Origin of the sequence: Janthinobacterium agaricidamnosum (assembly GCF_003667705.1) — a bacterium.
Classification (GTDB): domain Bacteria; phylum Pseudomonadota; class Gammaproteobacteria; order Burkholderiales; family Burkholderiaceae_D; genus Janthinobacterium.
The window spans coordinates 3,545,265-3,559,719 of sequence record NZ_CP033019.1 but is presented as its reverse complement, the minus strand read 5'-3'; the positions used below and the strand labels follow the sequence as shown (position 1 = coordinate 3,559,719).

10 protein-coding genes are annotated in these 14,455 nt (G+C 62.9%); 5 read left to right on the top strand and 5 right to left on the bottom strand.

The window, feature by feature from the left end:
• Positions 1–172 precede the first annotated feature (172 nt).
• Both D9M09_RS16050 and D9M09_RS16045 read left to right on the top strand, forming a co-directional pair.
• Positions 173–1,012, top strand: coding sequence for a hypothetical protein (locus tag D9M09_RS16050; protein ID WP_121669865.1), 840 nt, complete (start codon positions 173–175; stop codon positions 1,010–1,012).
• Between the two features lie 14 nt (positions 1,013–1,026).
• Complete coding sequence (locus D9M09_RS16045; protein ID WP_121669864.1) at positions 1,027–3,246, top strand: acylase; 2,220 nt, start codon at positions 1,027–1,029, stop codon at positions 3,244–3,246.
• A 107-nt stretch (positions 3,247–3,353) separates the two neighbouring features.
• Here the strand turns inward: D9M09_RS16045 and D9M09_RS16040 are convergent, their stop codons facing one another.
• Both D9M09_RS16040 and D9M09_RS16035 read right to left on the bottom strand, forming a co-directional pair.
• Positions 3,354–4,535: a trans-sulfuration enzyme family protein gene (locus tag D9M09_RS16040; RefSeq protein ID WP_121669863.1), complete on the bottom strand. Its 1,182-nt coding sequence runs from the start codon at positions 4,533–4,535 to the stop codon at positions 3,354–3,356.
• Positions 4,532–5,911, bottom strand: a complete 1,380-nt coding sequence (locus tag D9M09_RS16035) for a pyridoxal-phosphate dependent enzyme (RefSeq protein WP_070313503.1) — start codon at positions 5,909–5,911, stop codon at positions 4,532–4,534. Before D9M09_RS16035 ends, D9M09_RS16040 begins: the two co-directional genes overlap by 4 nt.
• 303 nt (positions 5,912–6,214) lie before the next feature.
• Between D9M09_RS16035 and D9M09_RS16030 the strand changes: the two genes are divergently transcribed.
• A complete protein-coding gene (locus D9M09_RS16030) occupies positions 6,215–6,763 on the top strand; it encodes a thymidine kinase (protein WP_070313504.1) in 549 nt (182 codons plus the stop codon).
• 9 nt (positions 6,764–6,772) lie between these two features.
• Here D9M09_RS16030 and D9M09_RS16025 read toward each other — a convergent pair whose 3' ends face one another.
• Entirely contained in the window at positions 6,773–7,045 is a 273-nt protein-coding gene (locus tag D9M09_RS16025) for a putative signal transducing protein (protein WP_099411417.1), read from the bottom strand.
• 49 nt (positions 7,046–7,094) lie between these two features.
• Positions 7,095–9,065 carry a methyl-accepting chemotaxis protein gene (locus tag D9M09_RS16020; RefSeq protein WP_162995722.1) on the bottom strand — a complete coding sequence of 657 codons (1,971 nt, stop codon included), beginning with the start codon at positions 9,063–9,065 and terminating at the stop codon, positions 7,095–7,097.
• A gap of 519 nt (positions 9,066–9,584) precedes the next feature.
• Here D9M09_RS16020 and D9M09_RS16015 point away from each other — a divergent pair.
• Positions 9,585–11,852, top strand: coding sequence for a carboxy terminal-processing peptidase (locus tag D9M09_RS16015; protein ID WP_121669862.1), 2,268 nt, complete (start codon positions 9,585–9,587; stop codon positions 11,850–11,852).
• A 197-nt stretch (positions 11,853–12,049) separates the two neighbouring features.
• Here D9M09_RS16015 and D9M09_RS16010 read toward each other — a convergent pair whose 3' ends face one another.
• The gene (locus D9M09_RS16010) at positions 12,050–12,976 is read right to left on the bottom strand and encodes a LysR family transcriptional regulator (protein WP_070222935.1); all 927 of its coding nucleotides are present in this window, start codon (positions 12,974–12,976) and stop codon (positions 12,050–12,052) included.
• Between the two features lie 120 nt (positions 12,977–13,096).
• On the opposite strand from D9M09_RS16010, the gene D9M09_RS16005 reads away from it, so the two are divergent.
• Positions 13,097–14,311, top strand: a complete 1,215-nt coding sequence (locus tag D9M09_RS16005) for an MFS transporter (protein ID WP_070222933.1) — start codon at positions 13,097–13,099, stop codon at positions 14,309–14,311.
• Positions 14,312–14,455 lie beyond the last annotated feature (144 nt).

The following is a 14,455-nucleotide window of genomic DNA, read 5'->3' as shown; positions in this document are numbered from 1 at the left end:
GAAGGTCGTTAAATATTGCCAAATGATAAGTTCAGTTGCTTCTGAAGGAAAGGAAAAATGTGCTTTTTTCTGCCGTGACGAGCGATGGGGGACCTCGGTCAGCCTTATGGAGGGCGGATGGTGTAGCATTCGTGCCGGCGCGGACCATCGCGCCGCAATATTGAGGACAACCATGAATATCACTATCAATCAGGTGCTGCAGTCGTATATCGACCCGCTCACCGCCAGCGAGTACGCGGCGCTCGAGCGCAGCCTGCTGGCCGAAGGCTGCCGCGATGCGCTGGTGCTGTGGAACGACGTGCTGATCGACGGGCATAACCGCTACGCCATCTGCCGCCAGCACGGCATCGAATTCAAGACCATCCAGAACACCAGCTTTACCTCGCTCGACGACGTCATGCTGTGGATGATCGACAATCACCTGGCGCGCCGCAGCGTGTCGGACTTCCAGCGCGGCGTGCTGGCCTTGCGCAAGAAGGAGATCGTCGCCGCGCGAAGCCCGGCGCCCGTCAGCGCCCAGGACGCGCCCGATGGCGAAAACGCGCCCAAGCCTCCCATGAGCACGCGCGAAGAGGTGGCCAAGGCGGCCAGATTGAGCAGCAACCAGATCAGCCAGATCGAGAAGATCCAGAAAGCCGCTTCGCCCGAGCTGGTGGAAGCCGTCCGTTCGGGCACGATCTCGATCAATGCCGCGGCCACCGTGGCATCGCTGCCGCCGGAAGAGCAGGTGGCGGCCGTCGCCGGCGGCAAGAAATTATTACGCCAGGCGGCCAAGGAAATCCGCGAACAGCGCGCCGCCACGCGCACGCCGCGCGAGCCGAAGGCGCCGCACGTGTCGCAGGATACGCCGGAGACGGGCAACGAGCCGTGGGCGGAAAACGCGGCCCAAACGCCGTCCGAAACGGAGCGCCTGCGCGGCGAGATCGCCAGCTTGAAGCAGAAAGTGGCGCAGCTGCAGGCGGAAAATGTGGAACTCAACCAGCGTATCGCCGCCCTGATCGACGCATCCTGATATTGGAGTAGTGCATGCCAGTTCGCCGTGCCTTGTTCGCCGCCATCGCCTGCGGCATCGTTGCCGCTCCTCCCGCGCTGGCGGCGCCCGCAGCTTCCGTCACGGACGTGGCCCGCTGGCAGGCGCAGGCCGCCAACGTCAGCATCGCGCGCGACACCTGGGGCATACCCCACGTGACGGGCAAGACGGATGCCGATGCCGTCTTCGGCCTGATGTATGCGCAGGCCGAAGACGATTTCCCCCGCGTGGAATTGAACTATATCAATGCCATGGGGCGGCTGGCGGAAGTGGAGGGCGAGCGGGAGCTGTACCGCGACCTGCGCATGAAGCTCTTCATCGATCCGCAGGAGCTGCAGGCGCAGTACCGCGCCAGCCCGCCGTGGCTGCAGAAACTTATGGATGCCTTTGCCGACGGCCTGAATTTTTACCTGGCCACGCATCCGCACGTCAAACCTCGCTTGATTACGCATTTCGAGCCGTGGATGGCCCTCAGTTTCAGCGAGGGCAGCATCGGCGGCGATATCGAATCGGTCAACCTGACGCAGCTCGAAGCGTTCTACGGCCAGCAGGCCAGGCCCGTCGCCATGGCGCTGGCCAGCGTGGAGACCAGGTTGGCGTCAGGTCTGGACCCCGAACCGAGCGGCTCGAACGGCTTCGCCATCGCGCCCGCGATTACCAAAAACGGCCATGCGCTCTTGATGATCAACCCGCATACGTCGTTCTACTTCCGTCCCGAAGTGCAGATGACCAGCGGCGAAGGCCTGAACGCGTATGGCGCCGTCACCTGGGGCCAGTTCTTCGTCTACCAGGGCTTCAATGAACGCCTGGGCTGGATGCATACATCGGGCGGCGGCGACGTCATCGACGAATACCTGGAAAGCATCGTCGACAAGGACGGCGCATGGTTCTATCGCTATGACGGCGGGCTGCGCCCTTTGAAAACCGTGCCGATTACCTTGCCCTATAAACTGGCCGATGGCGGCATGGGATCGACAACCATCACCGTCTATTACAGCCACCACGGCCCCATCGTGCGCGCGCTGGACGGTAAATGGGTGGCCGTGCGCCTGATGAACGAGCCGTTGAAGGCGCTCATGCAGTCGTACACGCGCACCAAGGCGCGCGATTATGCTGCGTTTTATCAAACGATGGAATTGCGCACGAATTCGTCGAACAACACCGTGTATGCGGACGGGGACGGCAATATCGCCTACTTTCACGGCAATTTCATCCCCGTGCGCGACCCGCGCTTCAACTGGAAGCAGCCCGTCGACGGCAGCGACCCGGCCACGGAATGGAAAGGGCTGCACACGGTGGCGCAAACCATCACCTTGTTCAATCCGAAGAATGGCTGGATCCAGAATACGAACAACTGGCCGTATTCGGCGGCCGGTGCCAACAGCCCGCGCCAGCAGGATTATCCCGCCTACATGTCGGTCTACGGCGAAAACGCGCGCGGCCTGCATGCCGTCAAGATCTTCCAGAACAGGAAGGATTTCACGCTCGACAGCCTGATCGCCGCCTCCTACGACAGCGAACTGACGGCCTTCGAAGCGCTGCTGCCGCCCTTGTTTGCGGCCTACGATGCGCTGCCGGCCGGCGGCGCGCAACAGCTGGCGCTGGCCGGCAAGATCGCCTTGCTGCGGGCCTGGGACTGGCGCTATTCGCTCACTTCCACCGCTACCTCGCTGGCCGTGTTCTGGGGCCAGGAGCTGGCCGAGCTGACGGGCAAGCAGGCGCGGGAACAAGGCGTGCCCGTGGTCGATTTTCTGGCGACGGACAAGGTTACGGCGGCGCAGCGGCTGGCTGCCCTGGCGACGGCGGCGGACAAACTGCAGCGCGATTTCGGCCACTGGCAAACGCCGTGGGGCGAGATCAACCGCTTCCAGCGCCTGACGGGCGACATCGTGCAGCCGTTTGACGATGCGCAAGCCAGCTTGTCCGTGCCGTATGCATCGGGTAACTGGGGCGCGCTGGCCGCGTATGGCCAGAGCAGCAGGAGTACCACGAAGCGTATTTACGGCGAACGCGGCAACAGCTTTGTCGCGGCCGTGGAATTCGGCCCCCGCATCAAGGCGAAAAGCATCCTCGCGGGCGGCCAGAGCGGCGACCCGAAGTCGCCGCACTTCCAGGACCAGGCGGCCATGTATGCGCGCGGCGAATTCAAGGAGGTGTTGTTTTATCCGGAGGACGTGGCGAAGCACCTGGAGCGCAGGTATCGGCCGGGGGAGTGAGGTTTGTGGTGTGTCGGATTACGCCCGGCGTTGCCGAGCTAATCCGACCTACCGCCCTCGGCATAGCGTAGGTCGGATTAGCGCAGCGTAATCCGACACCTCTCCCCTCAAATCGCGTCCAGCGCCGTGCGCAAGTCATGGCGCAAATCCTCGATATCCTCGATCCCCACCGACAGGCGGATCAAGCCGTCGCCTATGCCCAGCTTGGCCCGCTGTTCGGCGGGAATGCTGGCATGCGTCATCAGGGCCGGGTGCTCGATTAGGCTTTCCACGCCGCCCAGGCTTTCGGCCAGGGCGAACACCTCGCAACGCTCGAGGAAGCGCCGCGCGCCAGCCAGGTCGGTGTCGAGGTCGATCGAGATGATGCCGCCGAAACCATCCATCTGGCGCTGCGCCAGCGCGTGCTGCGGGTGCGACGCCAGGCCCGGATAAAACACCTGTTTGACTTCCTTTTGCTGTTCCAGCCACTGCGCCAGCACCAGGGCACTTTCGCAATGGCGCTGCATGCGGATAGCCAGGGTTTTCACGCCGCGCAAAGCCAGAAAGCTGTCGAAAGGCCCGGCAATCGCCCCCACCGAGTTTTGCAGGAAGCCCAGCTGCTCGCGCCATTCCGCCTGGCGTTCCTCCGCGCCGACGATGGCGATGCCGCCGATGATGTCCGAGTGGCCGTTCAAGTACTTGGTGGTCGAATGGACGACGATGTCGAAACCATGTTCCAGGGGGCGCTGCACCAGCGGGCTGGCGAACGTGTTGTCGGCCACGGCGATGATGCCCCGCTCGCGGCAGATGCCGGCGATCGCCCGCAAGTCGGCCAGCTTCAGCATCGGGTTGGTCGGCGTTTCCACCCACACCATCTTCGTTTCCGGGCGCAGCGCGGCCAGCAGGTTCTCGGGATTCGTCAGGTCGACATACGTGAATGCGTGGCCGGCCGAACGCCGGCGCACGCGCTCGAACAGTCGATACGTGCCGCCGTACATGTCGTCGCCGGCGACGATGTGGCTGCCCGCGTCCAGCAATTCCAGCACGGACGAGATGGCGGCCAGGCCCGAGGCGAACGCAAACGCGGCGCTGCCGCCTTCCAGGTCGGCCACGCAGCGCTCGAGCGCCCAGCGTGTGGGATTGTGCGAGCGGCCGTAATCGAGGCCCTTGTGCACGCCGGGGCTGTCCTGCACGAAGGTGGAGGTGGCGTAAATGGGCGGCATGATGGCGCCCGTCGACGGGTCGGGCGACTGGCCGGCGTGGATGACGCGGGTGGCCAGATGGCTCTTGCGGGGGATGTCTTGGCTCAAGATAAAGTCCTGCGTAAGTGATTGAGAAGGTCGAAGCGGGTGATCAGGCCGTAGAAGCCGGTATCGTCGGCGACGACGGCCGTCAAGCCCCGGTCCAGCGTGGCGCGCAGGGCGGGCAAGCCGCTCGATGGCGCCAGCGTTTCGATCTGCGTCGTCATGGTGGCGCCCACCAGCGATGCGAAATGCGCGGCGTCGCTCGAGACGTGCAGCAGCAAGTCCGATTCGTCAAGGATGCCGACCAGTTGACCTGCATCAATGACGGGCAACTGGGCCAGGTCGCTGGCGCGCATGCGGTTGAAGGCCGTGAGCAGGGTGTCGCCCGGCGCCACGCTGACGACGTCGCCCTCGTCGTAGCGGCGCCCGATCAGGTCGCGCAAGTCGCCCGAGCGCGCGCGCTGCAACAGACCCTGGTCGCGCATCCAGCCGTCGTTGTAGACTTTGGATAAGTAGCGCGTCCCCGTGTCGCAGACAAACGTGACGACGCGCTTCGGGCTAGTCTGTTCGCGGCAGTATTTGAGGGCCGCTGCCAGCAGGGTGCCGGTGGATGAGCCGCCTAAAATACCTTCGGCGCGCAAGAGGGCGCGCGCGGAATCAAAACTTTCCTGGTCCGTGATGGTATAGGCCTTCGTGACGCTGTCCATGTCGGCGATGGCCGGGATAAAGTCTTCGCCGATGCCTTCGACGGCCCACGACCCGCTTGTGTCGCTGATTTTTCCTGTGTCGATGTATTCGGTGAGGATGGAGCCTTGCGGGTCGGCCAGAACGAATTCGAGCTTGGGCTGCGTCTTGCGGAAGTAGCGCGTCAAGCCCGTCAGGGTGCCGGACGAACCGACGCCGACGACGATGGCGTCCACGTCATGGCCAGTTTGCTCCCAGATTTCGGGAGCCGTCGTCGTTTCGTGGGCCAGCGGATTGGCGGGATTGTTGAACTGGTCGGCGAAGAAGGCGCCCGGCAGTTCGCGCGCCAGCCGCGCCGCATAATCCTGGTAGTACTCGGGATGGCCCTTGCCCACGTCCGAGCGCGTGGTGTGCACTTCCGCGCCCAGCGCCTTCAGGTGCAGCACTTTTTCCGTCGACATCTTGTCGGGCACGACGAGAATCACGCGGTAGCCCTTGATGCGCCCGACCAGGGCCAGGCCGATGCCCGTGTTGCCGGCCGTGGCTTCGACGATGGTGCCGCCCGGCTGCAGGCGGCCGTCCGCTTCGGCCGCTTCGATGATGGACAGGCCGATGCGGTCCTTGATGGAACCGCCGGGATTTTGCGATTCCAGTTTCAGGAACAGCTGGCACAGGCCCGTATCGAGCCTGGTGACTTCGACCAGCGGGGTGTTGCCGATCAGCTTGTATAGCGCTGGCGGCTGGGAGGGGGATGGCATTCGATCATTCATGGTGGCTCCTGTCAGAGAAACAGCCGCTCAGGATCGTGTCCCGAGCCGCCTTCCGTGCCGCGCAGTGTAGGCGGGTGGACGAGTGCGGCGAACGAATGTTTCCATGCTTGCATATGCGCGCTGCGCATATCGGCTGCAACGCGCGCGATTCGAGTATGCGCCGTTTTTGGCCCGCTTGCCGCACCAACGACGCGACTATTAAGCTGCCGCAAGCCCGCCATTGCGATTTATAATCACGCCTCGAAAAGATACTAAATAGTATTGAAAATCAACCAGACAGGGCAGGCGGCGGTGGCAAAACTTTATTTCCGGTATTCCGCGATGAACGCGGGCAAGTCGACGGCCTTGTTGCAGGTCGCGCACAACTATGAAGAGCAGGGCCAGCAGGTGCGCCTGTACACGGCCGCCATCGACAGCCGCTACGGCGTGGGCCGGGTCACCTCGCGTCTGGGGCCGCAGCGCCAGGTCGATATCTTCCATGCCGACACGAATTTCCTCGACGCTATTCCCCAGGTCGCCTGTTTGCTGGTGGACGAGGCGCAATTTCTCAGCACGGCCCAGGTGCAGCAATTGCACCAGCTGGCGCAAGTGAAGGGCGTGCCCGTCATCTGTTACGGCTTGCGCACGGATTTCAAGGGCGAACCGTTCCCCGGCTCGGCCTACCTGCTGGCGCTGGCCGACGATATCGAAGAGTTGAAGAATATTTGTACTTGCGGCAAGAAGGCCACGATGAACATCCGCGTGGACGAGCAGGGCCGCCGCATCAAGGAAGGTGAGCAGATCAGCATAGGCGGCAACGAGAGTTACCGCCAGGCTTGCGGGCGCTGTTTCTACTCCTAAGTTAATTCCTTATTCCGCAGCGGGCATTCCCACGTCCGCATCGTCGGCCAGCGCCAGATCGCCCCGCTCGAAGGCGGCGAGGATGTCATTGGCGCGCGCCACGTCGTGTTCGCGCACCATGACGCGGGCGCCGCCGATGGCGGCCGCCAGCAGCATGTCGGCCTGCATGTGCTGGTCATCCGTCAGCAGCACGTCGATGCCGGCCGCTGCCAGGCAGCCGCGGATTACGTGCGCATCCGTGGGGATCATCAGCCGGGCAATCAAAACATAGTCGTCGTGCATCGTGTCTCCTGGCAAGGTGGTATGCGCCATCTTAGCACCGCGCCCGCTTTTACAGCTTGAACACGCCCACCACCTGGTTCAGCTCATGCGCCTGTTCCTGCAGGGCGTCGGCGGCCGCGGCCGCTTCTTCCACCAGGGCCGCATTCTGCTGGGTCACCTGGTCCATCTGGGCGATGGCCTGATTGACCTGCTCGATGCCGCTGCGCTGCTCTTCGCTCGCCTGCGCGATCTCGGCCATGATGGTGCTCACTTGCTGCACGCTGGCCACCACGGTGTCCATGGTGGCGCTGGCCTGGCTCACCTGGGCGTGGCCCAGGTCCACCGTGCCGGCCGATGCCTGGATCAGGTCCTTGATGTCTTTCGCGGCGGCCGTCGAACGCTGCGCCAGCGTGCGCACCTCGGTGGCGACGACGGCGAAACCCCGTCCCTGTTCGCCGGCGCGGGCCGCTTCCACGGCCGCGTTCAAGGCCAGGATATTCGTCTGGAAGGCGATGCCGTCGATGACGCCGATGATGTCGGCGATCTTGCCAGATGAGCTGCGGATGGCGTCCATGGTGCTGGCCACCTGCGCCACGGCCGCGCCGCCTTCGGCTGCCAGGCTGGACGATTCATGCGCCAGTTTGCTCGCTTGCTGCGCGTGATCGACGTTCTGGCGCACGGTGGAGCTCAGTTCCTCCATCGAGGCGGCTGTTTCTTCCAGCGAACTGGCTTGCTGTTCCGTGCGGCTCGACAAATCCAGGTTGCCGCTGGCGATTTCACCGGACGCCGTGGCGATTTGCCCGGCGCTGCCGCGCACGTTGCCGACCACTTGCGACAGGTTGTCGCTGATGCGGTTCATGGCGCGCAGCAGGCGGCCGATTTCGTCCAGGCTGGTCGTATCGAGGTGCACCGTCAGGTCGCCGGCGGCGATTTGCGCGGCGGCCGTTTCGGCGGCGGCCAGCGGGCGCGAGACGAGGGTGCGTACCAGCCAGTACAGCAGCAGGGCGAAGACGAGCAGGGCGACGAAGCCGGAAATGGCCAGCTGGTTGCGCAGCTGGCGCGCTTCCAAGGTGATTTCGTCCGTGAACGTGCCGCCCGCGATGATCCATTGCCAATCCTTGAATTGACGGTAATACAGCTGCTTTTCGCGCGCGCTGGCAGCCGTTTCGCCGGGCGCCGTCCACGTATAGCGCATGGCACCGTCTTTCTGCGCCAGCATTTCCTGGATGAACATCCGGCCGTCGCTGGCCTTGAAGTCGAGCGCGCTCTTGCCTTCGCTGTTCGGGTGCAGCACCAGGTGGCCGTAATTGGCGCCGGGAGCCGTGTCGACGATGTAGATGTAGCCCGTCTGGCCGATCTTGACCTGGCGAATCTTCTCTTTCAGCATGGCCAGATTCTTGCTGATATCGAGGCCGATGAACAGCACGCCCACCACTTTTCCTGCCGCGTCGCGCACGGGATCATATTGCGTAATGTATTGCTTGCCAAACAAGGTTGCCATGCCGACGAAACGCTGGCCCGCACGCAGCGGCGCGTAGCTGGGGTGGTTGTGGTCGAGCTGGGTGCCGATGGCGCGTTCGCCATCCTGCTTTTTCAGCGACGTGCTGATGCGCACGAATTCATCGCCGTTGGCGGCAAAGATGGTGGCGATCACGCCCGTCTGCGCCGTGTAGCGGTCGACCAGGGCCGTATCGAGGTTGAGCACCTTGCCGCCGTTGGCCAGGGCCGGCGTGGCCTTGCCGGCCACGGCCACCATGGCGCCCGCGTCGACCGTGAACGGGCCGGGAAATTCCGCCGCGAACAGGCGCGCAAAGCTGGCCGCTTCGTTGACCATGGCAGTATGGAAGACTTGCGTGGTCGTCATGACGCTATTGAGTTCGCTGGTGACGGCCGCTTCGGCACGCTGTTCCAGCACGCGCGAGGTATTGATACTCATCAAGGCAGTCAGGCTGGCCAGGATCAGGCTGACGAGGGCAAACGTGAAGACGGTAATCTTGCCGCCGACACTCCAGTGGCGGGGGGAGAAGGAAATTGTAGGCATAGTGTGAGTCTGGCAAAGGGTAATCAGCTCGGCCATTCCAGGTCATGACATGACACGCGGGGAGGGGATCTGGTGGGAACACTGTTGAAACGAAAGCGCGCCGGCTGTGGGAGCGGCGCGCAGGCAAGCTGTATTTCAGGGCGCGATGATAGCATGTTGCTTGCCATTTGTTACTAAGTGTTTCCCGCAGGAATCACTTTTTCACATAAAAACATCATTGAGATCAAGGATTGCCGCTTCAATCTATTGACTTTTTTCATTCCAGTGGCGCATGTTGATATTCATCGCTGCTGAATGATGCGATTTTTCTCACGAATGTTTCACTTTGTAATGAATGAGACGCCGCCTTTAATCCGCGTTTAAGCTTCCAGGAAGAAACTGATCTTCCTTGGGAGACTGCCAGGCCGTATCCTGTAGAATAATATGCAGACCAGTCGTGTATCCCCTTACTGTCTTGCTGGCTGGCGCATGCATCTCTGCGCCGCCTGGAATTGATTTAACTAATTTTCGGAGAAGCCGATGAAGAAGCAAATGATGCTGGTCACCCTGGTGCTCGCCCTGTCAGCCCACGCTGGCGCAGCCCAGACGGACAAGAGCGCCGCTCCTCCGCTCACCATGAAGCCGCTGGCCCAGCAAACGCAGGCCGCCTTGTGGGCATCGCGCGTATTGACGCGCGTCCATTACAAGGCCATGCCGCTCGACGACGCCATGTCGGAGAAAATCTTCGACCGCTATTTCAAATCCCTGGACGCAGAAAAACTGTTCTTCGTGCAGGCCGACATCGACCGCTTCGCTCCCTTGCGCACCAAGCTCGACGACGCCATCATCAATGAAGACCTGACGGCGCCGTTTGCCATCTACAACCTGTACCAGCAGCGTTTCGACGAGCGCATGGCGTATGCGCGTGAATTGCTGAAAACCAAGTTCGACTTTACCGCCGACGAGAGCTACCAGCTCGACCGCGAAAAGGCCGCCTGGCCGAAGAACGACGAGGAAGTGCGCGACCTGTGGCGCAAGCGCGTCAAGAACGACTGGCTGCGCCTGAAACTGGCGGGCAAGGAAGACAAGGCCATCCGCGAGACGCTGGACAAGCGCTATGAAAGCTACACGACCCGTTCGCGCAAGCTCAACAGCGAAGACGTGTTCCAGATCTTCATGAACTCGTATGCCATGTCGATCGAACCGCACACCAATTACCTGGGCCCGCGCGCCTCGGACAACTTCGACATCGCCATGCGCCTGTCGCTCGAAGGCATCGGCGCCGTGCTGCAGACGCGCGACGAATACACGGTGGTGCGCGAAGTGGTGCCGGGCAGCCCGGCCGGCCTGTCGGGCAAGCTGAAAGTGGGCGACCGCATCGTCGGCGTGGGGCAGGGCGAAAGCGGCCCCATCACCGAAGTGCTGGGCATGCGCATCGACGATGTGGTGCAGCTGATCCGCGGCGCCAAGGATTCCGTCGTGCGCCTCGACATCCTGCCGGCCGATGCCGGCCCCGATGCCAAGCACGTCGTCTTGCCGCTGGTGCGCAAGAAAATCAGCATGGAAGAGCAGGCGGCGAAGAAATCGATCATCGAAGTGCGCGAGAACGGCGTCAAGCGCCGCATCGGCGTCATTGCCCTGCCGACGTTCTACCAGGACTTCGAAGCGCGCCGCCGTGGCGACAAGGACTTTAAAAGCGCTACGCGCGACGTCAGCCGTTTGCTGGCCGAGTTGAAGAAGGACAAGGTCGACAACGTCCTGATCGACTTGCGCAACAACGGCGGCGGTTCGCTGAACGAAGCCGTCGAACTGACGGGTCTGTTCATCGACAAGGGACCGGTCGTGATGCAGCGCAATGCCGAAGGCAAGGTCGACGTGGAAAGCGACACCAACGCGGGCCTGGCCTGGGATGGCCCGATGGGCGTGCTGATCAACCGCGGTTCCGCTTCCGCTTCCGAAATTTTCGCCGCCGCCGTGCAGGATTACGGCCGAGGCGTCATCATCGGCGAAGGCAGCTTCGGCAAGGGCACCGTACAAACTCTGTTCAACCTCGACCGTTTCGGCGGCAGCGAGAAAGCCCGTTTCGGCGAGCTGAAGATGACCATCGCCCAGTTCTTCCGCATCAACGGCGGCACCACGCAGTTGCGCGGCGTCACGCCCGACATCAAGCTGCCGGCCATGTCGGACACGGAGAACTTCGGCGAATCGAGCTATGACAATGCCTTGCCATGGGTGGCCATCAAGCCGGCGCCGTACATGCCGACGGGCGACCTGAAGGATATCGTGCCGCTGCTGGACAAGAAGCATGAAGCGCGCGTGGCCAAGGACAAGGATTTCCAGTACTTGCTCGATGACATCGCTCTCGTCTTCAAGCAGCGCAAGGAAAACCAGATTTCGCTCAATGAAACCGTGCGCCGCAAGGAGCGCGATGCCCAGGAAGCGCGCGCGAAGGCCCGTGAAAAACGCCTGATCGCGCAGATTTCGAATCCGGCCGACGACCTGGTGGTGATTCCCGATCCGAAAGACGTGCTGAAGGGCGCGAAAGCGGCCAGCAAGACGGCCAAGCAGATCGCCGCCGTGAAGGGCGCCTTGCGCACCGACGACGGCTTACAGGGCGACGAACGCGCGCTGAGCGCCGAACTCGATGCCGAAACGGCCGCCAAGAGCGCCAAGGACGTGCTGCTGAACGAAGCGGCGCGCATCCTGGCCGACGAAGTGGCGCTGATCAAGGCCGATACGCGCATGGCGGCGAAGGTCTTGCCGTATGGCGCCGATGGCAAGGCGACGCCGGTGACGGCAGCGAAGTAAGGCTTTCATGCACTAGAAAACCGGTTCCTTGGGAGCCGGTTTTTTTTCGCCCCGATCAGTTATCCGTTTGGCGTATTTCTATCATTCCAACAATCAATTGGATTGATATGCCGCGATGCAGCATAATGCACTTGTCTCCTCTATTCTCCTCCAAGAAAATAGATTCAGCCCGCTCTCGCAGCGGGCTTTTTTTTGCCTCAGATTCTGTGCGTGGGCGCTTGCACGTCGGGCTGTGCCGCCAGCAAGGCCGTGATCCAGCCAGCAAACGCCTGCAGCTTGGGCGTGGCCAGGCGGCCTTGCGGCGTCAGCAGCGACATCGGCATGGGCGTGGGCGGATGATCGGCCAGCACGGCCACCAGGGCGCCGCTGTCGAGGTGCGCGCGCACCTGGTACACGGCCGCCTGCGCCAGTCCCAGCCCCTGCAGCGCGCAATCGACGCTGGCGTCCGCGTCGTTGACGGCGATGGGGCCGGCCATCTGCACGCGCAGCACTTCCTTGCCTTGTTGAAAATCCCAGTCGAAGGCGCGTCCCGTGCGGCCCGAGTAATGCATGATGCCCTGGTGCGTGGCCAGGTCGGCCAGGGTCTGCGGCGTGCCGTGCCGCGCCAGATACGCGGGCGAGGCGCACGTGACGAAGCGCATCAGGCCGACCTGTTTGCCGATGAAGGCGGAATCTTGCAAGGTGCCCACGCGCAAGGCGCAATCGATGCCTTCCTGCGTCAGGTCGACCAGGCGATCCGTCAGGCTCAGCTGCAATTGCACGTCCGGCCAGGCGGCGTGGAAGTGCGCGATATGCGGCACGACCAACCTGCGGCCCACCGTATTGGGCAGGTTGATGCGCAGCAAGCCGCGCGGTTTTTTCGCGTCGGGACCGCGAAATGCCAGTTCCGCCGTGTCGACGGCTTTCAAAATATCAATGCAATGGCGAAAGTACTCAGCCCCTTCCGGCGTCAGCGACAAGCGGCGCGTGGTTCGCTGCAGCAATTGCGTGCCCAGGTAGGCTTCCAGCTTTTGCAGGGTGGCCGTCAGCGCGGCACGGGGCAAATTCAGGGTCTCGGCCGCCTTGGAAAAGCTGTTGGCTTCGACGATGCGCACGAAGGTTTGCATGGCCTTGATCTTGTCCATAGGATATCGTCCATTCTCATTGTTCATTTTATGTGAAAAGTATAAGTGGATTATGCCCTGATTATCTTTGCCATAGTTTTCCCTAGAATGGCGACATCCCTATCGAACCGAGGAAACAACATGAACAAGGCCTCATCTTCCACTCCCCACGACATTGCACCGGCCATGGTGCTGTTGCTGGCCATCGCTTCCGGCCTCATCGTCGCCAATCTGTATTACGCGCAAACCCTCGTCGGCCCCATCAGCGCCTCGACGGGCCTGTCGGCCAAGGCGGCCGGGCTGATCGTCACCCTGACGCAAGTGGGCTATACCCTGGGCCTGCTGTTTGTCGTGCCCCTGGGCGACTTGCTGGAAAACCGCCGCCTGATCGTCACGGCCTTGCTGGTGACGGCCACGGCCCTCGTGGTGGCGGCCCTCTCCACGGGCGCCATCGTCTTCCTGGCCGCCGCCCTGGCCATCGGCCTCGGTTCCGTGGCGGCGCAAGTGATCGTGCCGTTTGCCGCCCACCTGTCGCAGGAAGCGACGCGGGGGCAAACCGTGGGCAAGGTGGTCAGCGGCTTGTTGCTAGGCATCATGCTGGCCCGTCCCGTGGCGTCGCTGGTGGCCGCGCACGCCAGCTGGCACGTGGTGTTTGGCGGCGCCGCCGTGCTGATGGTATTGCTGGCGCTGGTGCTGCGCCGTGCCTTGCCCGTGCGTCAGCCCGTGTCGAGCATGAAATATCCAGCCCTGATGGCCTCGCTGTGGCACTTGCTGCTGGGCACGCCCGTGCTGCGCCGCCGCGCCGCCTATCACGCGGGTTTGTTTGGCGCCTTCAGCCTGTTCTGGACCGTCACGCCGCTGGTGCTGGCCAGCCCCGCGTTCGGTCTGTCGCAAACGGGCATCGCCATCTTTGCCCTGGTGGGCATGGCGGGCGCCGTCGCCTCGCCCATCGCGGGCCGCCTGGCCGATGCTGGCCACACTTTGCCGGCCACGGCTGCTGCGCTGGCGCTGGGTATCGTCGCGTTTGCCTTGCCCATGTTCGCCCCGGAATCGAAGCACGTGGCGCTGGGCTTGCTGGTGGTGGCGTCCATCGTGCTCGACATGGGCGTGGCGGCCAACCTGGTACTGGGCCAGCGCGCCATCTTCAGCCTGGGCGCGGAAGTGCGGGGCCGTTTGAACGGCCTGTATTTCGCGCTGTTCTTCGCCGGCGGCGCGGCCGGCTCGGCCGTCGGCGCCTGGGTGTATGCCAGCTATGGCTGGCAGGCAACCTTGCTGACCGGCATGGCGTTTCCGGGCCTGGCCCTGCTGGTGTGGCTGGCAGAATTTTTACCCTTGGGCACGCGCCGCACGGCTTGAAACCCTGATGGCATCTCATTATCACTGATGGATATTTCTATCATCATGAATATAAAGTGGCGTGATATGCCGCGATGCCGCAAGATGCACTTGTCTCCTCTATCTCCTCCAAGGAAATAGATTCAGCCCGCTTACATAGCGGGC

Bases quoted from the DNA above. Each gene is read 5' to 3' on its own strand.
- D9M09_RS16050 (WP_121669865.1), top strand. From the start codon at position 173: ATGAATATCACTATCAATCAGGTGCTGCAGTCGTATATCGACCCGCTC.
- D9M09_RS16020 (WP_162995722.1), bottom strand. From the start codon at position 9,065: ATGCCTACAATTTCCTTCTCCCCCCGCCACTGGAGTGTCGGCGGCAAG.
- D9M09_RS16035 (WP_070313503.1), bottom strand. From the start codon at position 5,911: ATGCCATCCCCCTCCCAGCCGCCAGCGCTATACAAGCTGATCGGCAAC.
- D9M09_RS16045 (WP_121669864.1), top strand. From the start codon at position 1,027: ATGCCAGTTCGCCGTGCCTTGTTCGCCGCCATCGCCTGCGGCATCGTT.
- D9M09_RS16010 (WP_070222935.1), bottom strand. From the start codon at position 12,976: ATGGACAAGATCAAGGCCATGCAAACCTTCGTGCGCATCGTCGAAGCC.
- D9M09_RS16015 (WP_121669862.1), top strand. From the start codon at position 9,585: ATGAAGAAGCAAATGATGCTGGTCACCCTGGTGCTCGCCCTGTCAGCC.
- D9M09_RS16025 (WP_099411417.1), bottom strand. From the start codon at position 7,045: ATGCACGACGACTATGTTTTGATTGCCCGGCTGATGATCCCCACGGAT.
- D9M09_RS16005 (WP_070222933.1), top strand. From the start codon at position 13,097: ATGAACAAGGCCTCATCTTCCACTCCCCACGACATTGCACCGGCCATG.